This window comes from Candidatus Poriferisocius sp., from assembly GCF_965219775.1.
Taxonomy (GTDB): Bacteria; Actinomycetota; Acidimicrobiia; order Acidimicrobiales; family Bin134; genus Poriferisocius.
The window spans coordinates 2545925-2572088 of the sequence record NZ_OZ244793.1 but is presented as its reverse complement, the minus strand read 5'-3'; the positions used below and the strand labels follow the sequence as shown (position 1 = coordinate 2572088).

The window sequence follows — 26164 nt, the reverse complement described above, 5'->3', positions numbered from 1 at the left end:
TGACTATTTCCCGCCCCCGTCAAACAGGGTGGACCCGGCGGCGGTGATGGCGTCGGCGGCCGGGCCCTGCCAGGTGATGGCCCCGTGGTCGAGGAGGATGGCCCGCTCGCAGAGGGAGAGGGCGTGGCCGACGTGCTGTTCGACGATCAACAGGGCGGTGCCCGCGTCGCGGATGCGGGCCAAAACGGCATACACCTCGTCGGTGACGATGGGGGCCAAACCGAGCGACAACTCATCGGCGATGAGCAGGCGGGGGGTCTCCACCAGGACCCGGGCCATGGCCAGCATGCGCTGCTCGCCCCCCGACAGGGTGCCCGCGATCTGACGGCGACGCTGGGCGATGGGGGGGAACAGCTCGAAGGCCCGGCCGAGGGCGTCGCGCACGCCGGTCCGGTCGCGGGAGCGGGCGAAGGCCAAGGTGAGGTTCTCCTCCACGGTGAAGTCGGGGAACACCGCCCGGCCCTCGGGCACGTGGACCACCCCGTTGCGGACGTAGCGGTGGGCCCGCACGCCGGTGACGTCGTTGCCGTCGACCATCACCTCGCCGGACGTGGGGGTCACCAGGCCGCTGGCCACCCGGGCCACGGTGGTCTTGCCCGCCCCGTTGCGACCCAGAAGGGCCACGGTCTCGCCCTCACCCACGGTCAACGACACGTCGAACAGCGCCCGAAACGGTCCGTAGGCGGCGTTCACCCGGCGCAGCTCCAGCACCGGCACCAACGGCGGGGCGGCCCCGGCCGGGTTGCGGGCGTCCGCGGAAATCACCGCATCGCTCATGACGGCTCCACCGCCAAGTCGCCCAGGTAGGCGGCCCGCACCCGGTCGTCGTCCATGACCTCGGGGGTGGGGCCGTCGGTGATGAGCCGCCCGAAGTCGAGCACGTAGGTGCGCTCGGTGAACGAGGCCACCAACTCCACGTCGTGCTCCACCAGCAACACGCCGAAGCCCTGCTCGGCCTGGATGCGGACCAGGGTGTCGGCCAGGGCGGTGGTTTCGGCCCGGTCCAAGCCCGAGGAGGGCTCGTCGAGCAGCACCACCCGGGGCTGGGTCATGAGCGCCCGGGCCACCTCCACCAGTCGGCTCTGGCCCAGGCTGAGGGCCTCGATGGGTTCGTCGCCCATGCCGCCGAGCCCGAGGCTCTCCAGCAGCTCGTCGCAACGGTCGATCTCGGCGGGCTTGGGCAGGCCGAGGCCGAGGAGGTCCTTCCACAGCGCCCCGTCGCCCTGGCGAATCCGGTGGGCGAACAGCAAGTGGTCGCGCACCGACGACCCGCTGAACAGCTCCACCCGCTGAAAGGTGCGGCCGATGCCGAGGCGGGCCCGGCGGTACACCGGCAACCGGGTGATGTCGCCGCCGTCGAAGCTCACCTGGCCGCGGTCGGGCCGCAGCAGGCCCAAGAGGCAGTTGAACAACGTGGTCTTGCCCGCACCGTTGGGGCCGATGAGACCCACCCGCTCCCCCTCGTCCACGGCAATGTGAACATCCTCGAGGGCGGTGATGCCCGCGAACCGCTTGTCGATGCCCTGGGCGCTGAGCAGGCTCACGGCCCCTCCCCCACCTCGGATGGCGCACCCTCTCCGGGGTCGAGGCGGCCGCCGGTGGCGGCACCGGCCGGGGCCGGTTGCCGTCGGTGGAACAGCCGCTGCATCATGGCCTGCGATCGGCGCTTGCCGTGTTCGAGCACGCCCTCGGGATGGCGGGCGAAGGTAATGGCGGCGAAGCCGAACAGCACGAACCGCCAGGCCCCGTCGAGGTGCAGCCAGCGTTCGAGCACCAGCACGGGAAAGATCACGAACGCGGCCCCGGCCTGGGCGGCCCCCTCCACGGTGCGGGCGCCGAGGACCACGACGATCACCAACCAGAACAGGCCGGTCTGGGGGTCGTAGTTGGCCTCGTAGCTGACCTGCTTTTCCTCCATGGCCAACAGTCCCCCGCCGATGGCGGCGATGGCCGCCGACACCGAGAACACGATGACCCGGGACCGCCAGGCGACGATACCGATGGACTCCGCCGCGGTCTCCGAACCCCGCAGGGCCCGCAGGGCCATGCCGGTGCTGCTCTCTCGGATGAGGATCACCAGCACGCTCACCAAAACCAGAATGGCGATGCACAAGACGAGGAAGTTCTTGTGGCTGGAGAAGTCGACACCGAAGAACTCGGGACGGGGCACGCCCCGGCCGTGGAACAAGGAGCCCCCCACCCAGCCGTACTTCACCAATACGTCGTGGAAGAACAGGGCGAAGGCCAAGGTGGCGATGGCCAGCCAGATGCCGCCGAGTCGCATGACGGGCACGGAAAGGGCGGCCCCCACGGCGGCGGCGATGGCCGCCCCGGCCACCATTCCCACCATGACCGAGACGTCCCAACGCTGGGCGAACTGCATGGCGGTGAAGGCCCCGATGGCGGCGAAGGTCACCTGGCACAAAGCGATCTGGCCGCCGAGGCCGGTGAACACCACGATGGACAAGAAGATGATGGTGAAGATCACCGCGTGGGAGATGCGGGAGATCCAGAAGTTGTTGGCGTAGCCGAACGTCCACACCCCCACGGCGATGAAGAAGGCCAGCGCCATGATGCGGGTGTAGATGGTCATGCCCCGGCTGCGGACGGTGGCGGCCAGCGCCGGTGGGGGCGGGGCCACCCCGAGCAGGGGGTCGGTGCCGGTGATCTGGCGGCGGATGGCGGGCCAGAACACGATGATGGCGAACAGCATCACGTAGGGCAGCGCCGAGCCCCGCAACTCGTTCAGGATCACGTTGTCGCGCGGCAGATGCGTGCGCAACTCGGTGGTGACCACCCCCAGGAGGAGGCCGCCCGCCACCGCGGCGGGCAGGCTGACCAGGCGGCCGAGTGCGGCAGCGGCCAGCGCGGAGATGACGATGGGGAAGTAGCCGCTGGGCTCCAGGACCGTGCCCAACAGGGGTGTGGTGGGCACCAAGAGCACCCCGGCCAGCCCGGCGAACAGGCTGGACAGCACCCAGGAGCCCGACGACACCCAGTCGGCGTTGACCCCGTTGAGCTCGGTCATGCGGGGGCTCTGCACCACCGCCCGGATGCGCAGCCCCAGCCGGGTGTAGCGGAACAGGGCGGCCAGGGCCAGGGCGGCGGCCACCACGATGACGAAGGCGGCGATCTCGTCGCGGGTGACGGGATACCGTCCGAACAGCCGGTACACGGTGGTGCCGTCGGGGATGATGCCCACCGCCCCGAAGGGCTGTTCGCGGTTGTAGTCCACCACCAGCTTGAACAGCTCGGGCAGCGCCACCAACAGGCCCAGGGAGATGACCAGCTTGGCCACCGCCGAGGCGGCGTGGACGTGGCGGAAGATCAGCCGCTCCAGCAGCAGGCCGAGCGCCGGGGCCACCAACACCACCGCCACCAGCACCGCCGCCCAGATGGGCCAGTCGCGGCGGCTGTGGAGTTCGAAGTAGGTGGCGGCGCTGATGAAGGCCTGGGCCCCGAAGGCCAGGTTGAACACCCCGGAGGTCTTGTAGGTGAGCACGAAGCTCATGGCCACCAGGGCGAACCCCGCGCCCACCGGCAGGCCTTGGAAGAAGGCCCGTACGGTGTCCTCCCACACCCCGGCGGCCAGCACCCACTCGGCCATGGCGGCGTCGCTTCCCTCTGGTGTCGGCCGTCAGTTCACGAAGGTGAAGGCCTCGGGATCGTGCCAGTCTTCCCGGACGGTCTCCCAGCACCACCACGGCTTGCCCGGCTCCCCGGTCCAAGGCACGAAGGCGCCGTCTCGGATCTGGACGCCGGTGATGCAGCGGTACTTGTAGTCGGCGTCCGGGTCGTCGTTGGGCAGGGGGATCTGGCGGCTCCAGTCCACCGGATTGGTGAGGCCGTCGTGGCTGTAGTTGTCGAACGTGCGGAGCGCGTCCACCAGGGAGGCCCGGTCGAACTCCGGACCGGCGGCCAGGAGCCCCTCGTAGAACAGGTGGGCGTTGAGCCAGCCGACCATGGTCTGCTCCTCCACCTTGATGCCCTCGGTGTACTCGAAGAACCGCTCCTGCAGGTCGCTCTCGATGTCGGCTTCGAAGGGCACGAACTGGGTGAACACCAAATCGCCCTCGAACAGGTCGGCGTTGGCGGCCACGAAGTCGTGGTTGTAGGTGTTGGGGTGATACATGGTCACCTGGTCGCGGTAGTCCTGCTTGACCAGCTCCTGGGCAATGGTGCGCATGCCGTTGAGGTCGAGGCAGGTGATGATGATGTCCACCCCGGCGTCCTTCATCTCCGACACCTGCGGGGCGACCCCGCCGGCGAGGCCGAACTCGATAGAGGTGTCGAAGAACTCCACGGTGAGACCACCGGCGTCGGCGCCGTGGCGCTCGATGGAGTCGCGGTTGCCCTCGGCGCAGATCTTGGAGTTCTCGCTGTTGCCGTAGCCGAAGATGCCGGCCCGAGTGGCCCCCACCTGCGAGGCCACCCAGGGAATCGAGATGAGAATGCAGCCGATGCAACTCGGGGCGATGTGGCCGAAGATGTTGCGCCGGTCGGCGAACTCGTTGTGGATGCCCCAACCGAAGGTGGGCACCCCGGCGTCGTTGAGGGTGTCGGCCCCGAAGAAGAGCAGGGTGGCCACGAAGGCGGCCAGCGAGTCGTCCTCCTCCACCATGGCCAAGGCCTGGGGCTGGTTCTGGAAGAGCTGATCGTCGCGCTTGTGGGCCAGCACCAACTCCCGGCCGTAGATGCCGCCGGTGTCGTTGATGAAGTTGAAGTAGGCCTCGATGCCGTCGTTGTAGGAAGCGATGTTGGTGCCCAGGGTGTTGTTGCTGATGGTGACGATGGAGGTGACCTTGATCTCCGAGTCGTTCACTCCGGGCACGCCCTCGATGGGCACGAACGTGTGACGGTGGTCGGGCTCTTCGGGCTCGTCGGGGGCGGGCTCGTCGGCCGGGGCCTCCGGGGCCGGTTCGTCACCCGGCTCGTCGGGGGCGGGGGCGGGCTCATCGGCCGGCGCCTCGGGAGCCGGTTGATCGCCGGGCTCGTCGGGGGCGGGCTCATCGGCCGAGGCGTCGGCCGGTGCCTCGGGAGCAGCGTCGGCCGGGGTGGCGGGGGCGCTGCCCTGATCGTCGTCACCGGCGTTGCCGCAGGCGGTGGCCACCACCGCCAGCACGGCCACCGTCCACACCAGCCTCCACATACGAGCAGCCATCGGAAATCCCCCCTTGTCGCTGTGCTCCGTGAACTTAGCCGAAACGGGCCGGGCCCATCCGGGACGATGCGGGAGCGCTCAGTGGCTGGTGCGGTAGTCGCCGAATTTGGCGTCGCGCTCCGACAGGGTGGTGGTGAGGCCCTTCTTCTTGATGGACCCCACGAAATCGGCCATGGCCTGGGTGTGGGTGCCCAGCGCGCACAGTTCGGTGCCGGCCCGGATACCCGACCGCATGCCCATGTGCTCCATCTGGCGGTGGACCACCCGCTTGTTCATCTGCAACAGCTCGGCGGGCACCTGGGCGATGCGCTCGGCGATGTCGAGCACGGCGTCGGCCAGCTCGTCCTCGGGGTAGGCGGCGTTGGCCCAGCCCCGCTCCACCGCCTCGGTGCCCGACACGTAGTCGCCGGTGAGCATCATCTCCATGGCCTTGCGCATCCCCAGGAACCAGGGGTGGAAGTGCATGTCGGGTACGCCGAAGCGCACGGCGGGGTAGCCCATTTTGGCGTCCTCGGCCATGTACACCAGGTCGCAGCCGGTGGCCAGCTCGCTGCCCCCGGCCAGGCAGTAGCCGTGGACCTGGGCGATGACCGGCTTGGCCAGGTCCCAAATGCTCATCCAGCCTTCGGTCACGTGCCGGGGCCACTGGCCTTCGCCGCCGGGGGTGTAGAAGGGAAGCTCGTAGCCCTCGTTGCCCCCGCTGAGGTCGTACCCGGCGGAGAACGACGGGCCCGCCCCGCAGACGATGCTGACCTTGACGGTGTCGTCCTGGTCGGCCTCGGCGAGGGCGTCCAGCACCGCCCCTCGCAACGGGTGGATGAGGCTGTTGCGCTTCTCGGGCCGATTCATGGTGATGCGCCGGACGTGGGGGCGGGGGTTGTCGATCAAGACGATGTTGTCGCTCATGGCCGCCCACCGTAACCTGCCAGCCCATGGCCGACCCCACCGCTGCCGCGGCAACCGGGCCGCCTCGACGTGGCGGCTGACGTGAGGCAGCCGTGAGCGATCCCGTGCTGGTGGCCTCCTCCAAGGGGGCCCAGGTGGCCTTGCACGACCTGGGCGGGGACGGTCCGCCGGTGCTGTTCACCCACGCCAACGGCTTTTGCGGGTTGACGTGGCAGCCGGTGGCCGACGCGTTGGCGTCGCGGGCCCGGTGCTGGGCGATGGACTTCCGGGGTCACGGCGACAGCATTTCGGGCCCCGACGAGGACTACCACTGGTCGGGTATGGCCGACGACGTTCTGGCCGTGGTGGACGTGTTGCGGCCCGCTCCCCGGCTGGCGGCCGGCCACTCGTTGGGCGGGGCGGCCATCCTGAAGGCCGAATTGGCCCGACCGGGTACCTTCGATCGGGCCTGGGTGTACGAGCCGGTGGTGATCCCCCCCGGCGTCATCCCCCCCGGCGGGGTCAACGAGCTGGCCACCACCGCCCGCAAGCGCCAGGCCACCTTCGCCTCGCGCCAGGCGGCCTACGACCGGTACGCGGCCCGGCCCCCGCTCAGCCTGCTCGACCCGAGGGTGCTGCGGGCCTACGTGGACGAGGGCTTCCGGGAGCTGCCCGACCGCACGGTGACCATGAAGTGCTCCCCGGAGGTGGAAGCGGCCGTCTTCGAGAACCCCGAGACCGACGCCTTCAACCGGCTGGGGGAGGTGGCCGCCACCGTCACGGTGGCCACCAGCCCCGACACCGATCCCCCGGCCATGGTGGCGCCGTACGTGGCCGAGCGGCTTGCGGCGGGGTCGCTGGTGCGGTTCGACGATCTGACCCACTTCGGCCCCCTGCAGGAACCCGAGCGCATCGCCGCTTCCATCGCAGCGGCCCTTTTCGACGACTGACTGCCCGGTACCCGGCCGGATACCGGGGGGCGACGGGACGCCCGGGGAGAGCGTCGGCGGTCCTACAGAATGGCGCCCGACTCCTTCATGGCGGCGATGTCGTCCCAGGGGACCCCGGCGTCGAGCAGCAGTGTCTCGGTGTGCTCGCCGTGCTCGGGGGCCCGCTCGACGGCCACCGGCTGCTCGTCGAACATGGCGGGGTTGGCCACCAACTGCACGTCCTGGCCGTTGGCCGCGGTCATGGTGGGCAGGTAGCCGTTGGCGATGACCTGAGGATCGTCGTAGAGCTCGTTGAGGGTCTGGAACGGGGTCCACACCCCTTTGAAGTCGGCCAGCGCCTCCTTCCAGTGGGCCAGGGGTTGGGCGCCGAACACCTCGTCGAGAATGGCGATGCAGGCCTCGTTGTTCTCGGCTCGGGCGGCCATGTCGACAAATCGGGGGTCGGTGGCCAGATCGGGGCGGCCGATGCACTCGCAGAACTGGGGCCAGTGCTTGTCGGTCTGCAGCAGGATGAAGCTCAAGAAGCGGTCGTCGGCGGTGCGGTAGACGTTCACGCCCGGATTGACGGCCTGGGAGCGGTGGGCCACCGGGAAGCCCTCCATGTTGTAGAGCCGGGCCGAGATCACCAGCGGGGAGAGCTGCCACATGGCCGTGGCCAAAAGCGACACGTCGACCACCGAGGGCTCCCCGGTGGCCGACCGCTGGTACAGGGCGGCGGCAATGGCCCCGGCGGTGGCCATCCCCCCCATGACGTCGCCGAAGGCGGGGGCCGGTTGCATCATGGGCCAGCCGTCAGGGCGGGAGGGCAGGGTGACGCCCATGGCCCCTCGGGCCCAGAAGGACGCCCCGTCGTAGCCGCCCTTCTCGGCGTCCGGTCCGAGCGGTCCCTGGCCGGTGCCCCGGGCGATGATGATCCGGGGGTTGCGCTCCCGCAGGTCGTCGTTGTCGATGCGGAGCTTGCGGCGCACCGGGGGCATGTAGTTGGTGAGGAACACGTCGGCGGTCTCCACCAGCTTGAGCAGCATCTCCCGCCCGTCGGGGTGGGCCAGGTTCAAGCCGATGGAGCGTTTGCCCCGGTTGGGTTGCTCGATCATGAAGTTCACTCCGCCGGCGCCGCCGGGGACCAGGCCCGAGGTGATGAGGCCCCGCTGGGGATCGCCGGTGACCGGGTGCTCCACCTTGATGACCTCCGCGCCCCAGTCCACCAGTACCGACCCGCCGGAGGGGACGAACGTCCAGCTCGCCACCTCGACCACACGGACGCCGGCGAGGGGCAGGCCGGCCGCGTTGGTGGAGGCGTCGGGGGAGGCGCTCACCACACCAGCTCCAGGTTGTCGACCTGGCGGACCCCCTGGCTGTAACGCAGCTCGATGCCGTCGGCCAGGCGGTAGTCGGGGACCCGGGCGTGCCACTCCTCCAGGGCCACCCGCAGTTCCATACGGGCCAAATGGGAGCCGAGGCAGCGGTGGACGCCGGCCCCGAAGGCGATGTGCTTGTTGGACTCCCGGTCGAAGTCCACCAGGTGGGGGTTGTCCCACACCCGCTCGTCGGTGTTGGCCGAGCCGACCAGGGCGGTGATGCGGGTGCCCGCGGCGATGGGGCAGCCGCTGATCTCGGTGTCGGCGGCGGTGATGCGGGCCACGGCGGCCACCGGGCTCTCGTGGCGCAGCAGCTCCTCGATGGCGTGGGGGATCACGGCGGGGTCGTCCACCAGGCGCCGGCGGTGGTCGGGGTTCTGGGCCAAGAAGGCGATCATGCACTCCAACGAGGCCGACACGGTGTCGAGCCCGGCCAGGAAGAAGAGGTAGCCGATGTCCACCACGTCGTCGCGGCTGAGGGGTTCACCGGCCACCTCGACATCCAGGATGGTGGAGAAGAAGTCGTCCTGGCGCTCGGCCATGCGGGCCTCCACCACCTCTTCGAGCACGGCGTAGATCTTCTGGCCGGTGGCGGCCACCTTCTCCCGGCGCTCGGCCATGGAGCGGGCCGGCGGGCGGATGATGCCGTCCTTGAGGGCCAGGAACTCGTCCACCCGGCTCACCGGCAACCCCAACAACTCCAGGAACACGGTGGAGGGCAGCGGCTCGGCGATGGCCTGGTGGAAGTTGCAGTGGCCGTCGTCCGCCACCTGGTCGATGAGTTCCCGGACCAGCTCCCGCACCCGCGGCTCGTAAGCGGCGATCTGGCGGGGGGCGAACAGGGGATCGAGCGCCTTGCGGTGCTTGCTGTGGTGGGGGGGATCCACCTGGAGGGGCACCAGGGGGCGAACGGTGCCGATGTCCACGGCGGCGGGATCGGAGGAGAACACCTCGGGGGTGCGCAGGGCGGCCACCACGTCCTCGTGGCGGCTCACGGTGAGCGACCCTCGGCCCATACGGCCCCCCAGCTCGGTGACCGGGGCGTCGTCGCGCAGCTCCCGGTAGAGCCCGTGGGGGTGACGGGAAACCTCGGGGGGGTCAAGGGAGTAGGTGGTCATGGGGTCTCCTGGGTTAGGTATCGGTCAGCAGGATGGCATCTTCGGGACAGTTGCGTTCGGCCCGGCGGGCCTGGTCGGCCAGTTCCGGGGCCACGGGGCGCTCGGCGGTGGGTTGGCAGTAGCCGTCGTCGTCGGCCTCGAACAGCCCCGGCGCCAGCACGTAGCACCGCCCGTGCCCCTGACAGAGCTCGGTGTCCACCCGGATGCGCATTGCTGGGGATAGTAGGCCATCGGGGCGTGGTGGGTTCGGTGAGGCGCATCGGGGGTGGGGGTGGGACACTGGAGGGGTGACGGTGGAGACGGCGCCAACCCAGCAAGCAGGGGTTGACGCGGCGGCGGCTGGGGCCGCGGTTGCGGGGGCGGCGGAGCGGCGGTTCAGCCAGTCGATGCTGGTGTCTGGCACCCGGTGCTTTCTGACCTACTTGGTGTTCCCCTACCTGCTGCCGGTGCTGGGGGTGGCCGAAGGGGTGGGGCCGGTGCTGGGGGTGGTCATCGGGCTGGTGGCCATCGTGTTCAACGGGTTGAGCATCCGGCGGTTCTGGCGGTCCGACCATCGGCTGAGGCGGCTGGTGATCACGGTGAACGTGATGGTGATCGCCCTGCTGTGTTATCTGACCGTCAGTGACCTCGTCGAACTTGCGACCTGATTCCGGCGGCCTTGATTCCGGCGGCCCTGGTTCCGGCGGCCCTGATTCCGGCGAAATGGCCGCCGTCGGCCACTCCAAAGTGGCCGCCAATCCCCTGGCCCGGGGGCTGTGGGCATCCGGGGGGTTGGTGTGCGTGGGAATCGGGACGCTGGGGGTGGTGGTGCCCGGCCTGCCGTCCACGGTGTTCTTCATCATGGCGGCGGGGGCGTTCTCCCGGTCGAGCAGGCGCATGGAGCAGTGGGTGCTGGGGCTGCCGGGGGTGGGGAAGCTGGTGGCCGACTACCGCTCGGGGTTGGGAATGCCGTGGCGGACCAAGGTCACGGCGGGGGTGATGATCGTGGTGGCAGTGGGCGTGAGTTCGGGGCTGCTGCTCGACCCGTGGCCGTGGCGTGGGGTGGTGATCGGGCTGGGGGCTTTGGGGTTGGCCTACGTGTTCGGGCGGGTGCCGACCCGGCGGTAGGGGTTGGTGGGGGTAGAGGCCCCCACGGGATCAGAGGTTGGCGATCTCGTGTTCGATGCGCGACTCGATGTAGGTACGGGCCTCGGCGATGCGGGTGGGGAGGTGCTGGGAGGGGAACAGGCCGTCGGAGGGGGCGTGGCTCTTGAGGATCTGCTTGGCGATGGTGTCCTTGTGGACCTCGGTGGGACCGTCGGCGATGCCCATCACCGGCCCGGAGAGCCACATGGAGGTGAGCGGCATCTGGTTGGACACCCCGAGAGAGCCGTGGGCGTGCATGGCCCGGTACACCACGTCGAGCAGCACCTTGGGGGTGGCCACCTTCACGCCGGCGATGTGCTGGCGGATCTTGGCGTAGTCGCCCTCGTTGTCGATCAGCCAGGCGCAGTGGAGCACCTGGAGGCGGAACTGCTGGATCTGAATCCAGGAGTCGGCGATCCAGTGCTGGATGGACTGCTTCTCGGCCACCAGTGAGCCCTTGGTCTCCCGGGACAGCACCCGCTCGCACATCATGTCGAGAGCCCGCTGGGCCACCCCCACCGAGCGCATACCGTGGTGGACCCGGCCGCCGCCCAGGCGGGTTTGGGCGATCTTGAAGCCCGACCCCTCGTCGCCCAGCAGGTTCTCGGCGGGCACCCGGACGTCGTTGAACCGGAGGTAGGCGTGGTCGCCCTCGTCCAGCGATTCGGTGCCGAGGCCCACGTTGGAGACCACCTCGATGCCGGGGGTGTCGGTGGACACCAGCATCATGGACGAGCCCCGGTACACGGCCACATCGGGGTTGGTGATCAACATGACGATCATGAACTCGGCGTAGCGGTAGTTGGAGGCGAACCACTTCTCGCCGTTGATCACCCACTCGTCGCCGTCGCGGTGGGCCCGGCAGGTGAAGTAGTTGGGGTCGGACCCGCCTTGCGGCTCGGTCATGGCGTAGGTGGAGGAGATCTTGCCGTCGAGCAGGGGCTGGAGGTACTTCTGCTTCTGTTCGTCGGTGCCGTAGTGGGCGATGATCTCGGCGTTGCCGGAGTCGGGGGCCTGGCAGCCGAACACCACCTGGGCCCACAGCGCCCGGCCCAGGATCTCGTTCATGAGGGCCAGCTTCACCTGGCCGTAGCCGAGGCCGCCGAGGTGGGGGCCGAGGTGGCAGGCCCAGAGCCCTTTGTCCTGTACCTGCTGCTGCAGCGGGCGGATCAGGGCGTTGGCCGTCTCGTTGGTGCGGTCGAAGGGGTTGACCTCGCCCCGGAAGTAGAGGTCGATGGGTTCGATCTCCTCGGTGACGAAGGTGTCCATCCAGTCGAGCTTCTCCTGGAAGTCGGGTTCGACGGAAAAATCGATGGCCATGGGATTACCGCGCTCTCCTGGTGGGCTTGTTCTGTTGGCTCTACCCTAAGGCGTCATGAAGTTTGCCATGACGCCCAGCGAGATACTGGCGGCGGCCCGGGCCCCCGAACCCGGTGACGAGGGCTACGACCCGTTCGAGGCCTTCGACCACGCCCAAGGGGCCGACGAGGTGCCCGACCCCTATCCGGTGTTCGCCGAACTGTTGGCCGAGTGCCCCGTTCACCACGGCAGCATGGGTGCCCGGCTGGGCAAGCCCTCGGTGTCGGACCTGTTGGCCGGTGAGCGGCCCATCGTCAACGTGTACTCCTACGACGGGGTGGAGGCGGTGCTGCGGGACGGGGGCACGTTCTCCTCCGCGGGCTACGCCGAGTCGATGGGCCTGGTGATGGGTCACACCATCTTGGAGATGGACGAGCCCGAGCACGGCCAGTACCGCAAGCTCATCCAGCAGGCCTTCACCCGCCGGGAGATGGAGCGGTGGGAGCACGAGATCGTGGTGCCGGTGCTGAATCACTACCTGGACGCCTTTGTGGACCGGGGTCGGGCCGATCTGGTGGGCGAGTTGATGTTCGTGTTCCCGGTTCACGTGATCGCCATCGCCCTGGGGCTGCCCGAGGCCGACCTGCCCGCCTTCTACCGCCGGGCGGTGGAGATCACCAACATGGCCAACGAGATCGAACGGGGGTTCGCGGCCTCCCAATGGCTGTACGACTACCTGGAGCCGGTGGTGGAGGATCGGCGGGCCGAGCCCCAGGAAGATCTCATCAGCCTGCTGGCCCACGCCGAGCTGGACGGTCAGCGGCTCACCAACGACGAGATCATCGCCTTCTGCCGGCTGCTGTTGCCCGCCGGGGCGGAAACCACCTATCGGGCGGCCAGCAACATGATGGTGGGGCTGCTGGGCGACCCGGCCCAACTCGACGCGGTGCGGGCCGACCGGTCGCTGGTGTCGGCCGCGGTGGAGGAAGCCATCCGGTGGGAGGCGCCGCTGACGGGTATCTCCCGCACCGCCACCGTGGACACCGAGGTGGAGGGGTCGGCGGTGGCCGCCGGGTCGCTGGTGAACACCTGCTTGGGGGCGGCCAACCGGGATCCCGACCGCTGGGACGACGCCGAGCGTTACGACATCTTCCGCTCGTCCAAGCCCCACGTGGGCTTTGCCACCGGGCCGCACCTGTGTCTGGGCATCCATTTGGCCCGCATGGAGATGCGGGCGGTGCTGGAGTGCCTGCTGGATCGCCTGCCCGGCCTGCGGCTGGACCCCGACGCCGAGTTGCCCACCATCGCCGGTCTGGCCTTTCGGGCGCCGGCCACCCTTCCGGTGGTGTGGGACGTCTGACTCCTGGTGGGGGCCTGGCGGGGCCTCCGGCGGGTGTGACCCGGCCGTAGGGTCGGCCGGGGCTACAGGGTCGTAGTGCGGGCCAGGTCGGCGGCGTCGCGGGCGAGGTCGAGGACGACCCGGCCGAAGGCCTCCATGCGGGGGTTGTCGGCCCCGCCGGAGACGTAGCGGGCGTAGCCGCCCTCCAGCACGATGGCCAGCTTGAATCGGGCCAGGATCACGTAGTAGTCGATCTCGTCCACATCGCGCCCCGACATGGTGGCGTAGCGCTCCAACAGGTCGTCACGGAAGGGCAGCCCCTCGTAGTCGACATAACCCACCGAGGGGCGGCCGGCCTCGTCCGCGGGCCAGTTCATCACCACCCAGGCCAGGTCGAGCAGGGGGTCGCCCACCGTGCCCATCTCCCAGTCCACGATGGCGGCCATGCGGGCCGGGGCCCCGTGGTGGAACATGACGTTGGCGAACTGGTAGTCGCCGTGCATGATGCCGGGCTCAAAGCTGCGGGGCGTACGACCCCGCAGCCAGTCCCCGGCGACGTCGAGGCCGGGGATGTCGCGGAACTTGAAGCGCTCGAGGTGGGCGTACCAGCGATCCACCTGGCGTTCGTGGAAGCCGTCGGGACGGCCCAGGCCCTCGAGGCCGTTGGCCCGCCAGTCCACCTTGGAGAGCCGGGCGATGGCGTCCACCAGCTCGTAGGCCAGGCCGGGTCGGGCGTCCATGTCGGAGGCGAACGGCTCGGGCCAGCCGGGCTCGCTGATGGGCGACCAGCCGTCGACGAAGTCCATGAGATAGAAGGCGGCCCCCAGCACGCTGGTGTCGTCGCAGCCGCCCGCGGCTCGAGCGTGGGGCACGTCGGTGTCGGCCAACGCCGAGAGGATGCGGTACTCCCGCATCATGGTCTCGTTGCGACCCTCGGGCACGTTGCGGGGCGGGCGGCGCAGGGCCCAGCGGTGGTCGCCCCGGCAAATCTCGAAGATCTCGTTGGAGGCACCGCCGGAGATGAAACGGCTGGTGACCGGCTCGCCCTGGCCGGGCAGCCCCTGGGCGTCCATCCATTGGGCGAGGGCGATCGGGTCGATCAGACCCTGGGTGCGTTCGGCCTCGGCGGCTTCGCCGGTGTCGTCCCGGAGGAAGACCCGGGAGTCGGCCCCGCTGCCTTCGTTGTCGCCGGCGTTGGTGTTGGGGTTGGCGTTGTCGCTCATGCTGCCGGACGAAGGGTGAGGAGCTCCTGGAGGTTCTCGGACATGACCTTGCGCTGATCTGTGGGGCTGCGGTCTTCCACTTCCTTGATGAAGTCGAGGGGGCGTCCGAGGCCCTCGGGGTGGGGGTAGTCGGAGCCGAACAGCACCCGGTCGATGCCGATGGCGTCGATCAGGCCGGCGATGTCCTCCTCGTAGAACGGGCTCACCGAGACATGGCGGCGGAAGGTCTCCACCGGGTCTTCGGCGAACTCCTGGGGCATCTTGCCGTAGGCCTGGGACAGCTCCAGCATCAGGGGGGCCACCCAGGTGGAGCCGTTCTCAATGGAGGCCACCCGCAGGTTGGGATGGCGCTCGAACAGGCCGTGGCAGATCATGGCGGCAATGGTGTCGTAGATGGGACGGCCATGGCCGACGACCAGTCGGAAGGCGGCGGGCTTGAACGGGAGGAACTCGTCGCGGCCCCCCTCCCAGGCGTTGGCGTAGGCGTCGTAGCCGGAATCGGAGGCGTGGCAGGTGACCAGGATCCCGGTCTGCTCCACTGCCGTCCAGAAGTCGTCGAACTCGGGCAGGCCCATGGAGCGGGAGCCTCGCAGGCCGGGTACGGGGGCGGGGCGGATGAGCACGGCCCGGGCGCCGTTGTCCACGCACCATTCCAGCTCCTCGATGGCCCGGCGGGGGTCGGGCAGGGTGATGATCGGGGTGGGGAAGATGCGGTCCTGGTAGTTGAATGTCCACTCGTCGAGCATCCACCGGTTGAAGGCGCCGATGGCGGCGTGGGTGAGTTCGATGTCGTCCTTCATCCGCTCTTCCAACAAGGAGGCCAGGGTGGGGAACAGCAGGGTGCCGAACACCCCCTGTTCGTCCAGCAGCTTGATGCGGTCGTCGGGGTGGCGGAAGGCCGGGTGGCAACGGATGGGCTTGCCGGTCAGCTCTCGGAGGGTCTTGCCCTCGGTGTTGTTGCCGCGGTAGTACTCCTCCCAGGCGCCGGGGGCCGCCACCACCTCGAAAGTGGGGTTGGGGATGTACTCGCTGATCTTGTTGTTGACGGCGATCTTGGTGCGGCCGTCCACGTCCACGTAGCGGATGGCGCTGCGGTAGCGCTCGGGCAGATGGCGGGTGAACGAGTCGATGGGCTCGTACAGGTGGTTGTCGGCGTCGTAGGCGTCGTAGTTCAGGTTCATGGCAACTCCGGGGAGATGATTTCGGGGCCGTGTTCGGTGATCAGCACCGTGTCGCGAGCATATTCCTCGCCGACGAGGGCGCTCACGCTGAGCACCATGTGGGGTTCGATCAGCTCGGCGGCACCGTGGCGGGGGTTGATGACCGGGGGCTCGAAGCCCAGGCCACAGCCCCGCACCAGCCATTGCCCGTCGGGGGCGGCCCGGCGGAGGTCTTCCCCGGAAGCACCGGGTAGGCAGGCGGCGATGAGATCGGCATGGGGGCGTTCCTCGGGGGCGGCGCCGGGGGCCGTTGGTGGGGCCGTGCGGCCCAGGCCGCCCTCGTAGTGCGAGCGGATGCACCCGAAGTCCACCAATGGACCTTGCACCCGGGGTGCGGTGGCGGGGGTGGAGGAACCGGCTCGGGCCATGGCTTCCAGGCCGGCGGCCAGTCGTTGATGGTCGTCGCCGGGGTGTTGCCGGGCAGCGGCCACCGCGGCAGCGGCCACCGCGCAGGCGGCCCGGATGGCGGCCACCTCGGGCGCCAGCTTGATGCGGCGGGCTCGGGCCAACAGGTCATCCACGGGGATCACCTCGGCTCGGGGGGCGATCGACCCGATGAGTCGGGCCATGCCCGGGGACCAGGCGTCGATTCCCACCCTTCGGGCGTCGGCCATGCCAGGGGTGGCGGCCAGTCGGCGGGCCATGGTTGCCCCGTTCCAGGTGATGCCGTGGAGGTGGTGGATGTCGATGTCGTCGGGGATGCCCTCGTCCCAGGTGGACAGCAGGAACAGCTCACCGGTTGCGGTGTTCAGGGTGCAGATCGGGGCGGGCAGGCGGGTGCCGGCGGTCCAGAGCTGGTGGGCGCCGGTGATGTCGTTCACGTTGTCCTGTCGTCCGCACACCAACAGGTCGATGCCGGCGGTGCTGAGGGCATCGACGGTTCTTTGGCGGCGGCGGAGATGGAGGCTCATGGGTGTGACCCGAACGGATGGTGGGGGTGGCCTCCCCCCAGGGGGATCCAACCGTCGTCGGTGACGGCCACGATCTCCTCGGCCCGGTAGCCGCCCACGCCGTCCTCCCAGATGGCGGGCTCCAGCACCAGCACCATGCCGGGGGCCAGGGTGTGGGTGGCGTCGTGGTCGGGGCCGTTGTCGGTGCCCAACAGGGGCATCTCGGCGCTCTCGATGCCCACGCCGTGGGCCAGGTAGAAGTGGGGCATCCAGGGGCGCCCGCCGGCGGGTTGGTGGGGGGTGTCGGCGGCTTCGGCGGCGGCACACACCTCGGCGTAGGTGGCGCCCGGCGCGATGGCGGCGTAGGTGGCGTCCATGACGGTTTGCCATCGCCGGAAACAGCGCTCCTCGGCGGGGGTGGGGGGGCGGCCCACCACCCAAGTGCGACCGAAGTCGGAGGCGTAGCCGTGGTAGTGACTGCCGGCGTCCACCCAGATCAGATCGCCCTCGGCGTACACCGGGTCGCCCGACCAGGTGGGGAAGGCCAGGTGGCCGGTGGTGGTGCGGGGGCCGTCGGCGAGGCGGCGGGCCATGGGCTGGAAGATGACGTCGATGACGTTGGCGTGGATGCCCCTTTCCTGGAGGCGGCGCAGGAACAGGGCGGCCAGCTCGCTGCGGCGCACACCGGGCACCAGGGCTTCGGCCACCGACGTCATGGCCCGGTTGGTGCGGATCTGAGCCTGGTGGATGCAGGCCAACTCGTCGACGGTCTTGTGGAGCTTGACGGCGGCCATGGTGGGGGCGGCGTCGGCGATCTCGGCGGCCGCCAGCACCCCGGCGCGGCGCATGGCCCCGGTCATGCAGTCGACGGCCACCCGCCCGGTTCGGGCCCGGGGTCCGAGAATGGCGTCGAGCTGGGCGCCGAGATCGGCGGCCCCCTCGTCGAGTTCGGGCCAGACGCAGGGGTGGGCGTCCACGTCGAGGTCGCTTGGGTCGCCCCCCAGCAGGGAGGGTCGGGGGTGGTCGGCCACCACCACGGCGATGGGGCGCCGGGCCGAGGCGTGGGTGACATCGATGGCCGGGGGTAAGCAGTCGGTGGCGTAGGCCACGTGAGGGCCGTGCAGCAACACCAGGGCGTCCAGCCCGTCGGCGGCCATCTGCGCCTGCAACTTGGCGAACCGCTCCCCCCGCAACCGCCCCACGTCCGGCCCCCACCCCGTGTCGGGTTCTTCCCCCTTGGTGTGACCCATGGACGGCCCCTCAGACGAACTCTTGGAAGCGGCTGGGGTCAGGCGTTGCGGTGTTCGGCGAAGACGTCTTGCATGGAGGACTTCTGCATGCGCCGCTCCAGGGCGCCCAGGGCGGTGTCGGTGTTGTGCATCCAGTGGTGGGCCATGAAGTGGTAGTCCCAGGCGTCCTTTTGGCCCATCAGCTCCAGGGTCTTGTTGATGGACCGCTTCACCACCGCGGCGGTGGCCGGGGGGACCAGGGCGACGGCCTCGGCCATTTCCTGCGCGGTGGCGGCCAACTCGTCTCGGGGCACCACCCGGTTGACCATGCCGAGACGCTCGGCGTCGGCCGCGGTGATGGTCTGGGCGGTGAGCAGGAACTCCTTGGCCTTGCGGGGCGGCATCTCCCAGGGCTCGATGAGAATCTCCACCGCGGCCCCGGTCATGCGCAGCACCGGGTTCTGAAAGGAGGCGTCGTCGGAGGCCACGATCAGGTCGCACATGCAGGCCAGCATCACGCCAGCGGCGATGCACTTGCCGTGGACGGCGGCGATGGTGGGCTTGGGGAAGTCCCGAATGCGCAGGCACCGGTCGAAGTACATGGTCTTCTCGTGGTGGAACTTGCCCTCGGGGGTGGCCCGCAGGAGCCGCCACTCGTCGGGCTCGACGTCGCCGACGAGGGCCTTGAGATCGTGGCCGGCGGAAAAATGGCGACCGTTGGCGGCCAGAACCACCACCCGGACATCGGCGTCGGCCTCGGCGAGATCGAAGGCGGCGTCGAGTTCGTCGATGAGCCGGGTGTCCTGGGCATTGGCCACCTCGGGCCGGTTGAGGGTGATGGTGGCCACGGCCCCGTCCACTAGATACTCAACGGTGTCGAAAGCGTTGCTCATGGGTGCTCCTAGCGGGGGTCTCGGGGGAGGCCCAGGGTACGTTCGGCGATGATGTTTCTTTGGATTTCGCTGGTGCCGGCGAAGATGGTCGCCGCCTGATAGTACAGCCAGGAGCGTTGCCAGAGGCCGCTGGCCGGGGAGTGCTCGTCGTCCCCATCAAGGGTGGCCGACGGTCCCAGTACGTCGATGGCGGTGGCGTGGAGGCGTTGGCTCATCTCGCTCCAGTAGAGCTTGGCGGTGGCCGACTCCGGCCCGTGGTCTCGGCCCGCGGCCATGCCGGACAGCACCCGCCAGTTCTGCAGCTGGAACAAGCGCACCTCGGAGTAGGCCCGGGCCAGGGCCTGGCGCACCACCGGATCGTGGTTGCGGCCGGTGTCGGCGGCCAGTCGGAACAAGTCGTCGAGGAGCTGGAGGTGGATGACGAGCTGGCGGGGGTTGGTGCCCCGCTCCACACCGAGGGTGGACTGCGACACTCGCCACCCGTCCCCCGGTGGGCCGATCATCTGATCGTGGGCCACAAGCACGTCGTTCAGCCAGACCTCGTTGAAGTCGGACTCCCCGGTGATCTGCCGCAGGGGGCGTACCTCCACCCCGTCGGCCTCCATGTCCACCACGAAAGCGGTGATGCCCCGGTGCTTGGGGGCGTCGGGGTCGGTGCGGGCCAGGCACAGTCCCCACTGGGCGAACTGGGCGTAGGAGGTCCACACCTTTTGGCCGGTGAGCCGCCAGCCGCCGTCGGCGGGCACCGCGCGGGTGGACAGCGAGGCCAGATCGCTGCCCGCGTCGGGCTCGCTGAACAGTTGGCAGAAGATGCGCTCGGCCGGGAGGATCGAGGGCAGCCAACGTCGCTGCTGTTCGGACGTGCCGTGGGCCAAGATGGTGGGGCCGATCAGGTTGACGCCGATGCGGCCGACCAACTCGGGGGCTCGGGCCCGGGCCAGTTCCTCCTGGACGATGTAGTGGTGCAGCGGGCCGGCGCCGCGGCCGCCGTGCTCCTCGGGCCAGGTGACGCCGACCAGCCGGGCCCGGGCCAACGCCGCCTGCCAGCCCCGCAGAAACTCCACTTCCTCGGCCAGGTCGTCGAATCGAGGCGGACGGCCGGTGCCGTACTCCCAGGGAAGGTGCTCTTGCAACCACCGGCGGCACTCGTACCGGAACTCCTCCTGCTCGGCGGTGGGCGCCAAATCCATTGGTCACGATTCTGCCCGATGCTCCTGGCTCCGGAGGGCTCTGGGCGGGAGGGCTTGATGATCAGGCGGCGGTCACAAGAATCCGTTGGGGTTGATGGTCAGGCAGCAGTGACGAGAATCCGTTGGGCTTGACAATCAGGCAGCAGTGACGAGTATCCGTTGGCTGGCGAAGCTGCCGATGCCGACGTGGTGGCCGCCGATCTCCACGGTGGTGGTGCCGTCGGGGGAGGAGGCAGTGATGACGCCCTCGGCGCCGGGGATCATCGAGGATCCTTCCAGGTAGTCGAGCAGCCCCTCGGTGAACTCCAGCTCCTCGGTGATGCGGGTGACCACGAAGCGCTCGCCCACCCCCACGTTGGCCAGCGCCCGGGTTGGCGGGGCCTGGTAGTCAGCCCCGGGGATGGGATTGCCGTGCGGGCAGGTGGTGGGGTCGTCGAGCACCCGCATCATGGCCTTCTCCACGACCGGGGAGATCACGTGCTCCCACTTGCCGGCCTCGGCGTGGGCGTCGGCCCACGACAGACCCAACACCCTGGTGAGGAACACCTCGGCCAAGCGGTGTCGGCGCACCACCCGCTCGGCCAGATCGAGGCCGTCGGGGGACAGCTCGATGGTTCGGCCCTTCAGGGTCACCAGGCCTTCGGCGGCCAACCGGTGGATCATCTCGGACACCGCTGGGCGGGACACGTCGAGGCGCTCGGCGATTCGGGCTTGGATGACGTCGACATCGTCTTCGGCCAACTCGAAGATGGTCTCGCAGTATTCCTCGAACGCGGGGTGCCACTCGGGGGTCTGATACTGGGCCACGTTGGGCAGTTTATCGGGCGGGGTCGTCCAGCATTCGGGCCAGTGCCGACGGGTCGGGCTTGCCCGAGGCCATCCGGGGAAGTTCGGTCACCGGCACCACCTGCTCGGGGCACATGAACCGGGGGGCGCCCCGCTGAGAGAACCAGCGGCGGCACTCTTCCCGATCGAACTCACCTTCGGTCACCACGAAGGCGGTCACCCGCTCGCCGAGGCGTTCGTCGGGCACTCCCAACACCACCGCTTGGCGCACCTGCGGGTGGGCTTCCAGGAGGCGCTCCACCTCGGCGGCGTCGATGTTCTCGCCGCCCCGGATGATTCGGCGCCCCAGTCGTCCGGTCACGATGAGGCGGCCGTCGGCGTCGATGCGTCCCACGTCGCCGGTGCGGAACCAACCGTCGTCGGTGAAGGCGGCGGCAGTCTGGGCCGGGTCGAGGTAGCCCACCGCCACCTCCGGGCCCTTGACTTGGATCTCGAGGTCCTGGCCGATCCTGATCCGGGTGGGCGGGAACGGGCGGCCGTCGGTTTCGGCCATGTGGCGCGGGTCGTCGTCGGTGGTGGCGGTGGTGACGGTGGGGGCTTCGGTGGAGCCGTAGGCCCGCTTCACCACGCAGCCGAAAGCCGCTCGGGCCCGATGCACGAAGGCGGCGGTGACGGTGGCGCCCCCCACCGAGAGGAACCGGAGCGAGGCAGTTCTTTCGGGGCTGAAGTCGGGGTGGTCCATGAGGTCGTTGAAGAAAGTGGGCGGGCCCACCATGTAGGTGACGTGCTCCTGCTCGATGAGCCCCAGGGCTTGGCCGGGATCCCAGCGGGCCATGAGCACCGCCTTCAGGGAGAGGGCACCGGGGATGAGCACCCCGTGAAGCAGCCCGGACACGTGGGCCAGCGACGCGGGGAATAGCACGGCATCATCGGAGGTGAGGCCGCTCATGTTGATGTACTGGCGGACCTTGTAGTCCAAGGTGGCCTGGGTGTGGATCACGCCCTTGGGCACCCCCGACGACCCCGAGGTGAACATGATGAGGGCCCGGTCGTCGGGTCGGGTGTCGGCCGGGGGTGGCGGCTCGACGGGGTTCGAGGCCTCGGCGGGGTCGAACAGCCGGTTCAGGCCGAGCTGGGCAAAGGCCTGGCTCCTCTGGTGGCCGCCGTCGGAGGGCAGCAGGGGGACGGGCACCGCCCCGGCCCGCCAGCACGCCCGGTAGGCGACCACGGCCTCGGGGCCGGTGGGGAGTTGGAACGGGGTGGGCCGGCCGACTTCGAGACCGGCCGATGCCCGGTCGACCCAGTCCACCACCTCTTCGGTGGACAACCGACGCCCACCGGCCACAATGAGGTCGTCCCGGCGAGGCCCGCTGGTGAGCAGGTCGTGCAGGAGGTTCACCGGCGCTGTCCATCGGTTGATCGACGACCGGCAAACGGGTTGGCGTTGCCCATGGCCCTACGGCGCGATTCTCATGGGCCTACGGCGCGAAGCGGTCCGTGAGGATCCGTTGCACGCCGATGCGGTCGATCTTGCCCGAGTCGAGCCACGGCAGCTCATCGGGGGTGGTGTACACCGCCAGGTGGCGGGGCACCTTGTAGGAGGCCAGCCTCTGGCGAGCATGGGCGGTGAGATCCTCGGGGGTCAGCGGTGCGCCGGGTCGCAGCACCACCGCGGCGGCCACATCCTCGAGCCGATCCGGGTGGGGGATGCCGCACACAAAGGCGTGGGCCACCCCGTCGGCCTCCTCCAACGCCAGCTCCACCTCGCGGGGGGCGATGTTCATGCCCGACGACTTGATGAGATCGCCCATGCGCCCGGTGAAGTAGAAGTAGCCGTCGGCGTCGAAGTAGCCGCCGTCGCCGGTGCGGTACCAGCCGTCGGGAGTGAAGGCGTCGGCCCTTTCCACCTTGTACAGCCCGGTCATCAGGGAGTAGCCCCGAACCCACACCTCGCCCTGCTCCCCGGTCGGGCACTCCTGCCCGGTGGCCGGATCCACGATGCGGTGCTCCATGCCCGGTACGGCCCAGCCGAAGGAGCCGCGCTTCTCCTCGGGAAGCCGGGCCCCCATGACGCCCAGGGTGTGGGGCCCGAGGGTTTCGGTCATGCCCAGCGAGTTGACCCGCAGCTCCGGATCGCTCACCCGCCGTTCGGGAGGCAACAGCACATCGAGGCTGCCGGAGCGGACCGACGACAGGTCGCGGCGGGCAAAGTCGGGGTGATCGATCAGCATCTTGGACATGTGAGGCCAGCCCATGACCATGGTCACCCGCTCCCGCTCAATGAGGGCCAGCGTCTCCCCCGGCTCGAACCGCTCCTCGAGCACCAAAGCGGCGCCCACGTGGATGGCGGCCACCAGGGTGAACGACATGCCCCCCACCCAGAACAGGGGCATGGGGGTGTAGATGCGATCGGTGGGGATGAGATCCCGGAACTGGGCCAAGTTGTGGGCGTGGCGCACCATGGCCCCCTGGGTGTGGACGGCGCCTTTGGGAGCGGCGGTGCTCCCCGAGGTGTACACCACGGCGAACTCGTCGGCCGGGGCCACCTGGGCTTCGGCGGCGGCCAGCAGCTCGTCGCTCACGGCGTCGCCCGCGGCCAGCAGGTCGCTCATGGGGTTGGCCCACGGGCGCTCGGCCTGTCCCCAGGACCACACTGAACGCAGGTAAGGGTGCGATGGGGAGCGGATGGTCGGTTCGTCTCCCGGTCGGGCGATCTCCTCCAGTCGTTCGAGGTAGTCGTGACCGAGGTGGTGGGAGGCGCACAGCAGTACTTGCACATCGCCGTGGCGCAGCGTCCAGTCGAGTTCACGGGCCTGGTGGTAAGTGTTGAGCATCACGCCCAGCGCGCCGATCCGCCCGATGGCCAGCCACGCGGCGATCCAGTCGGGGCCATTGGGGGCCAACAGCCCCACCCGGGTGCCCTTGCCCGCGCCGGTGGCCAGCAGGCCCTTGGCCAGGGCGGCCGAGGCGGCCTCGGCGTCGGCGTAGGTCATCCGGCGGCTGCCGAGCACCGCCACCTCGGCGTCGGGGTGGGCGTGGGCCGCCGCCCGGATCAACCGGGGGATGGTGGGCTCGTACGCGGGAAACTCGACCGGATGGGTGGGAGCAGTGGTGGGCAGCGCAGCGGGGCCGACCTCGGCTTGGCCGGCGGTCACCGTGGTTGGGCGGGGGCGATGACGGACTCGCCGTAGCGGCGCATGGTGTCGAGGGTGTGTTCGATGTCGTGGCCGGGGACGTTGACGGTGATCCAGGTGACCCCGAGGGCCTCCAGCTCGGCCAGGCCGGCGATGTGGGCCTCGGCGTCGAAGTCCTCCGACGAGGGCGGGCCACCCTCGTTGTTCAGGTAGCTGACGTCGATGTCGGCCGGGTCGCGGCCCGCTTCGTCCACGTAGGTCCACAGCTCGTCGAGCATGGCCGACAGGTCGTCCAGGGTCTCCAGGGGCGGGGTCTTGGCGGTGGTGGCCAGCACCCGAGGAGCCGGGAACGGGGTCCAACCGTTGCCGAAGGCGGCCACCCGGCGCCGCGCCCGCTTGGAGTTGCCCCCGATCCAGATGGGGGGATGGGGCTCCTGTACCGGTTTGGGGTTGGCGGTTTGGCCCAGGGCGGTGAAGGTGCTGGCTTCAAACGCGAAATCGTCGGTGGTCCAGACGCCGATCATGGCTTCCAGGGCTTCGTCGTAAATCCGATTGCGGTTGTCGAAGTCGACGCCCAGGGCCTTGAACTCCCCCTTGAGGTAGCCGGCGCCGGTGGCGAAAACGAACCGCCCGCCGGACAGGACGTCGACGGTGGCAATGGACTTGGCCATGATGAACGGGTTTCGGTAGGGCACCACCACGATGTTGGGGATCAGCTTGATGCGGTCGGTGATGGCCGCGCAAAAGGCCAAGGCGGCAAACGGGTCGAGGGCGTCGTGTCCGCCGGCCTTGAGCCAGCGATCGGTGGGGCAGGGATGGTCGGTGAAGCCCATGCCGTGGAATCCGGATTCCTCGGCGGTGCGGGCGAAGGCAGCCAGGCCCTGCTTGGTGATCAGCTTCGGATCCCAGGGATGGCCCACCATCGGATAGGTGACTGCGAACTTCATGGTCCTTCATTCTGCCCGACGCCAAGAGGCCCCGCACCGACAACCGCGACCCCGGCTTTCCTCACCGTTCTTCCTTCGATTGCACGGGCTCGGCGGCGGCGTCGCAGGCGGCCCGCCACTGGGGGTAGCGGCGGTCGCAGGCATCGGACCACTCGGGTCGGGGTTCGACCCGGCGGCCGACGAGTGCCCACCGCCCGGCATCGGCCAGGTCGGTGGATTCCCGACCGGCGCTGACCCGGGCCAGCCAGGCCGCCCCCCGGGCCGCCCCCTCGGGCACGGCGGCGACGTCCACCGGTACGTTCACCGTGTCGGCCAGGGCCTGCATCCAGCGGTGGACGTGAACGCCACCGCCGACGGCCACCAGGCGTTGCGGCGACACCCCGGCCACGTCGAGATGGTGGCGGACGACGAACCCGGACGCCTCGTAGGCAGCGGCCAGCACCTCCTCGGGGCCGTGGCCCACGTGGAGTCCGACCAAGGCGGCCCGAAGGTCGGGGTCGTGGCGGGGGGTGCGCTCGCCCCGAATGTAGGGCACCCACAGCGGCACCCGCTCCGGGTGGGCCGGCTCGGCTGCCGGATCGCCGGTGAGGGCTCGAACCCGTTCCAGGAACAGGCCGCCGGCGTTGCTGGGCCCTCCGACGGCGGCCAGCCCCGGCCGCAGATGGGGAATGGTCCACAACCCCTCGGCTGCGGGCCATCCCTCGCCCACCGCCCAGGTGATGAGGGTGGTCCCGCAGATCACCAGCACGTCGCCGGGTTCGTCGGCCCCGGCCACGATCTGCTCGGCCATGGCGTCGACCGTGCCCGCGGCCACCGGCGCCCCGCTGCGGTGCCCCACCGGGGTGTGGTCCAAGGCCGGTCGGGGAAGCTTGGCCGGATCGCACCAGCGGGCGTCCCAGCCACCGGAGTCGAACACGGGCAGACAGCACAACGCGGTGACCCCGTCGATGGCGGCCTCCCCGCACAGGGCGGCCCCGGCTACGGCCTGGGCAGGCCAGTAGCCGGCGGCGTGGGGCTCGGCCTGCTCCAGCCAACGCAGGAACCCGACGAACTCGCCGTCGGGATGATGGCCCCGCTGGTCGCCGTACAGGATGCCGGCGGTGATCGGCACGCCGTCGCCGTCGACCGCGGCCAGCGAGGGGACCATGGCGGCCAGGCCGATGCCGACGACGGAAAACCCGTCGGACACCGCATCGCAGGCGGCGACCACCCGGTCTCGCCACACGGTGGCGGCGTCGTGCTCGAACACCGACGGGGTGGGGGCCACCACGGGGTGGGTGAGGCGGACTCGACGCGGCACGCGTCCGTGGGTGTCGACCGCCACCGCCTTCACCGAGGTGGTGCCGATGTCGATGCCCACCGTCACCTCGACCGCATCCGCCACGGCGATCCACCGTACCGGTGATCGGCGACGATG

The 26164-nt window shown here is 69.8% G+C and carries 24 protein-coding genes; 4 read left to right on the top strand and 20 right to left on the bottom strand.

Going from position 1 to position 26164, the window contains the following annotated elements; all coding sequences use genetic code 11:
• Nucleotides 1-3: 3 nt before the first annotated feature.
• The 5 genes from ACOQPQ_RS11620 to ACOQPQ_RS11600 form a co-directional block, all read right to left on the bottom strand.
• Entirely contained in the window at nt 4-777 is a 774-nt protein-coding gene (locus tag ACOQPQ_RS11620) for an ABC transporter ATP-binding protein (protein WP_420639592.1), read from the bottom strand.
• Complete coding sequence (locus tag ACOQPQ_RS11615) at nt 774-1544, bottom strand: ABC transporter ATP-binding protein (protein WP_420639591.1); 771 nt, start codon at nt 1542-1544, stop codon at nt 774-776. The genes ACOQPQ_RS11620 and ACOQPQ_RS11615 overlap by 4 nt, the downstream gene beginning before the upstream one ends.
• Nucleotides 1541-3607, bottom strand: a complete 2067-nt coding sequence (locus tag ACOQPQ_RS11610; RefSeq protein WP_420639590.1) for an ABC transporter permease — start codon at nt 3605-3607, stop codon at nt 1541-1543. Before ACOQPQ_RS11610 ends, ACOQPQ_RS11615 begins: the two co-directional genes overlap by 4 nt.
• Nucleotides 3608-3637: 30 nt before the next feature.
• Entirely contained in the window at nt 3638-5161 is a 1524-nt protein-coding gene (locus ACOQPQ_RS11605; protein WP_420639589.1) for an ABC transporter substrate-binding protein, read from the bottom strand.
• Between the two features lie 78 nt (nt 5162-5239).
• Nucleotides 5240-6067 carry an enoyl-CoA hydratase-related protein gene (locus tag ACOQPQ_RS11600; protein ID WP_420639588.1) on the bottom strand — a complete coding sequence of 276 codons (828 nt, stop codon included), beginning with the start codon at nt 6065-6067 and terminating at the stop codon, nt 5240-5242.
• 92 nt (nt 6068-6159) lie between these two features.
• On the opposite strand from ACOQPQ_RS11600, the gene ACOQPQ_RS11595 reads away from it, so the two are divergent.
• Nucleotides 6160-6996, top strand: coding sequence for an alpha/beta fold hydrolase (locus ACOQPQ_RS11595; protein ID WP_420639587.1), 837 nt, complete (start codon nt 6160-6162; stop codon nt 6994-6996).
• Nucleotides 6997-7058: 62 nt separating this feature from the next.
• Here the strand turns inward: ACOQPQ_RS11595 and ACOQPQ_RS11590 are convergent, their stop codons facing one another.
• The 3 genes from ACOQPQ_RS11590 to ACOQPQ_RS11580 are packed head-to-tail and all read right to left on the bottom strand — an operon-like array spanning nt 7059 to nt 9683.
• Nucleotides 7059-8312: a CaiB/BaiF CoA transferase family protein gene (locus tag ACOQPQ_RS11590; protein WP_420639586.1), complete on the bottom strand. Its 1254-nt coding sequence runs from the start codon at nt 8310-8312 to the stop codon at nt 7059-7061.
• Nucleotides 8309-9472: a cytochrome P450 gene (locus ACOQPQ_RS11585; RefSeq protein ID WP_420639585.1), complete on the bottom strand. Its 1164-nt coding sequence runs from the start codon at nt 9470-9472 to the stop codon at nt 8309-8311. The genes ACOQPQ_RS11590 and ACOQPQ_RS11585 overlap by 4 nt, the downstream gene beginning before the upstream one ends.
• A gap of 13 nt (nt 9473-9485) precedes the next feature.
• Complete coding sequence (locus tag ACOQPQ_RS11580) at nt 9486-9683, bottom strand: ferredoxin (RefSeq protein ID WP_420639584.1); 198 nt, start codon at nt 9681-9683, stop codon at nt 9486-9488.
• An 82-nt stretch (nt 9684-9765) separates the two neighbouring features.
• Here ACOQPQ_RS11580 and ACOQPQ_RS11575 point away from each other — a divergent pair, with 82 nt between their 5' ends.
• Nucleotides 9766-10119, top strand: a complete 354-nt coding sequence (locus tag ACOQPQ_RS11575; protein WP_420639583.1) for a hypothetical protein — start codon at nt 9766-9768, stop codon at nt 10117-10119.
• 55 nt (nt 10120-10174) lie between these two features.
• Nucleotides 10175-10579 (top strand): YbaN family protein, encoded by a 405-nt coding sequence (locus ACOQPQ_RS11570; RefSeq protein WP_420639582.1) that lies wholly within the window; start codon nt 10175-10177, stop codon nt 10577-10579.
• 30 nt (nt 10580-10609) lie between these two features.
• On the opposite strand, the gene ACOQPQ_RS11565 is transcribed toward ACOQPQ_RS11570, so the two are convergent.
• Nucleotides 10610-11917, bottom strand: coding sequence for an acyl-CoA dehydrogenase family protein (locus ACOQPQ_RS11565; protein ID WP_420639581.1), 1308 nt, complete (start codon nt 11915-11917; stop codon nt 10610-10612).
• Nucleotides 11918-11972: 55 nt separating this feature from the next.
• Between ACOQPQ_RS11565 and ACOQPQ_RS11560 the strand changes: the two genes are divergently transcribed.
• On the top strand, nt 11973-13256 hold the full coding sequence (locus tag ACOQPQ_RS11560) for a cytochrome P450 (RefSeq protein ID WP_420639580.1): 1284 nt from the start codon (nt 11973-11975) through the stop codon (nt 13254-13256).
• A 62-nt stretch (nt 13257-13318) separates the two neighbouring features.
• Here the strand turns inward: ACOQPQ_RS11560 and ACOQPQ_RS11555 are convergent, their stop codons facing one another.
• The 11 genes from ACOQPQ_RS11555 to ACOQPQ_RS11505 form a co-directional block, all read right to left on the bottom strand.
• A complete protein-coding gene (locus ACOQPQ_RS11555; protein ID WP_420640402.1) occupies nt 13319-14308 on the bottom strand; it encodes a phosphotransferase family protein in 990 nt (329 codons plus the stop codon).
• Nucleotides 14309-14454: 146 nt separating this feature from the next.
• Nucleotides 14455-15639 (bottom strand): amidohydrolase family protein, encoded by a 1185-nt coding sequence (locus tag ACOQPQ_RS11550; protein WP_420639579.1) that lies wholly within the window; start codon nt 15637-15639, stop codon nt 14455-14457.
• Complete coding sequence (locus ACOQPQ_RS11545) at nt 15636-16589, bottom strand: aminopeptidase P family protein (RefSeq protein WP_420639578.1); 954 nt, start codon at nt 16587-16589, stop codon at nt 15636-15638. The genes ACOQPQ_RS11550 and ACOQPQ_RS11545 overlap by 4 nt, the downstream gene beginning before the upstream one ends.
• On the bottom strand, nt 16586-17818 hold the full coding sequence (locus ACOQPQ_RS11540; RefSeq protein ID WP_420639577.1) for a M24 family metallopeptidase: 1233 nt from the start codon (nt 17816-17818) through the stop codon (nt 16586-16588). Before ACOQPQ_RS11540 ends, ACOQPQ_RS11545 begins: the two co-directional genes overlap by 4 nt.
• 38 nt (nt 17819-17856) lie before the next feature.
• Entirely contained in the window at nt 17857-18690 is an 834-nt protein-coding gene (locus tag ACOQPQ_RS11535) for an enoyl-CoA hydratase (protein WP_420639576.1), read from the bottom strand.
• Nucleotides 18691-18698: 8 nt separating this feature from the next.
• Nucleotides 18699-19880: an acyl-CoA dehydrogenase family protein gene (locus ACOQPQ_RS11530; protein ID WP_420639575.1), complete on the bottom strand. Its 1182-nt coding sequence runs from the start codon at nt 19878-19880 to the stop codon at nt 18699-18701.
• A 135-nt stretch (nt 19881-20015) separates the two neighbouring features.
• A complete protein-coding gene (locus ACOQPQ_RS11525; protein WP_420639574.1) occupies nt 20016-20687 on the bottom strand; it encodes a metal-dependent transcriptional regulator in 672 nt (223 codons plus the stop codon).
• A 10-nt stretch (nt 20688-20697) separates the two neighbouring features.
• On the bottom strand, nt 20698-22065 hold the full coding sequence (locus ACOQPQ_RS11520; RefSeq protein WP_420639573.1) for a class I adenylate-forming enzyme family protein: 1368 nt from the start codon (nt 22063-22065) through the stop codon (nt 20698-20700).
• 79 nt (nt 22066-22144) lie between these two features.
• Nucleotides 22145-23821 carry a class I adenylate-forming enzyme family protein gene (locus ACOQPQ_RS11515; RefSeq protein WP_420639572.1) on the bottom strand — a complete coding sequence of 559 codons (1677 nt, stop codon included), beginning with the start codon at nt 23819-23821 and terminating at the stop codon, nt 22145-22147.
• On the bottom strand, nt 23818-24747 hold the full coding sequence (locus ACOQPQ_RS11510) for an LLM class F420-dependent oxidoreductase (RefSeq protein WP_420639571.1): 930 nt from the start codon (nt 24745-24747) through the stop codon (nt 23818-23820). The genes ACOQPQ_RS11515 and ACOQPQ_RS11510 overlap by 4 nt, the downstream gene beginning before the upstream one ends.
• A gap of 61 nt (nt 24748-24808) precedes the next feature.
• Nucleotides 24809-26131, bottom strand: coding sequence for a xylulokinase (locus ACOQPQ_RS11505; RefSeq protein ID WP_420639570.1), 1323 nt, complete (start codon nt 26129-26131; stop codon nt 24809-24811).
• Between the last annotated feature and the right edge of the window lie 33 nt (nt 26132-26164).

Coding starts and splice junctions, on each gene's coding strand:
- ACOQPQ_RS11620 (WP_420639592.1), bottom strand. CDS start 777: ATGAGCGATGCGGTGATTTCCGCGGACGCCCGCAACCCGGCCGGGGCC.
- ACOQPQ_RS11610 (WP_420639590.1), bottom strand. CDS start 3,607: ATGGCCGAGTGGGTGCTGGCCGCCGGGGTGTGGGAGGACACCGTACGG.
- ACOQPQ_RS11605 (WP_420639589.1), bottom strand. CDS start 5,161: ATGGCTGCTCGTATGTGGAGGCTGGTGTGGACGGTGGCCGTGCTGGCG.
- ACOQPQ_RS11600 (WP_420639588.1), bottom strand. CDS start 6,067: ATGAGCGACAACATCGTCTTGATCGACAACCCCCGCCCCCACGTCCGG.
- ACOQPQ_RS11585 (WP_420639585.1), bottom strand. CDS start 9,472: ATGACCACCTACTCCCTTGACCCCCCCGAGGTTTCCCGTCACCCCCAC.
- ACOQPQ_RS11580 (WP_420639584.1), bottom strand. CDS start 9,683: ATGCGCATCCGGGTGGACACCGAGCTCTGTCAGGGGCACGGGCGGTGC.
- ACOQPQ_RS11570 (WP_420639582.1), top strand. CDS start 10,175: ATGGCCGCCGTCGGCCACTCCAAAGTGGCCGCCAATCCCCTGGCCCGG.
- ACOQPQ_RS11565 (WP_420639581.1), bottom strand. CDS start 11,917: ATGGCCATCGATTTTTCCGTCGAACCCGACTTCCAGGAGAAGCTCGAC.
- ACOQPQ_RS11560 (WP_420639580.1), top strand. CDS start 11,973: ATGAAGTTTGCCATGACGCCCAGCGAGATACTGGCGGCGGCCCGGGCC.
- ACOQPQ_RS11555 (WP_420640402.1), bottom strand. CDS start 14,308: ATGGACGCCCAGGGGCTGCCCGGCCAGGGCGAGCCGGTCACCAGCCGT.
- ACOQPQ_RS11550 (WP_420639579.1), bottom strand. CDS start 15,639: ATGAACCTGAACTACGACGCCTACGACGCCGACAACCACCTGTACGAG.
- ACOQPQ_RS11545 (WP_420639578.1), bottom strand. CDS start 16,589: ATGAGCCTCCATCTCCGCCGCCGCCAAAGAACCGTCGATGCCCTCAGC.
- ACOQPQ_RS11540 (WP_420639577.1), bottom strand. CDS start 17,818: ATGGGTCACACCAAGGGGGAAGAACCCGACACGGGGTGGGGGCCGGAC.
- ACOQPQ_RS11535 (WP_420639576.1), bottom strand. CDS start 18,690: ATGAGCAACGCTTTCGACACCGTTGAGTATCTAGTGGACGGGGCCGTG.
- ACOQPQ_RS11530 (WP_420639575.1), bottom strand. CDS start 19,880: ATGGATTTGGCGCCCACCGCCGAGCAGGAGGAGTTCCGGTACGAGTGC.
- ACOQPQ_RS11510 (WP_420639571.1), bottom strand. CDS start 24,747: ATGAAGTTCGCAGTCACCTATCCGATGGTGGGCCATCCCTGGGATCCG.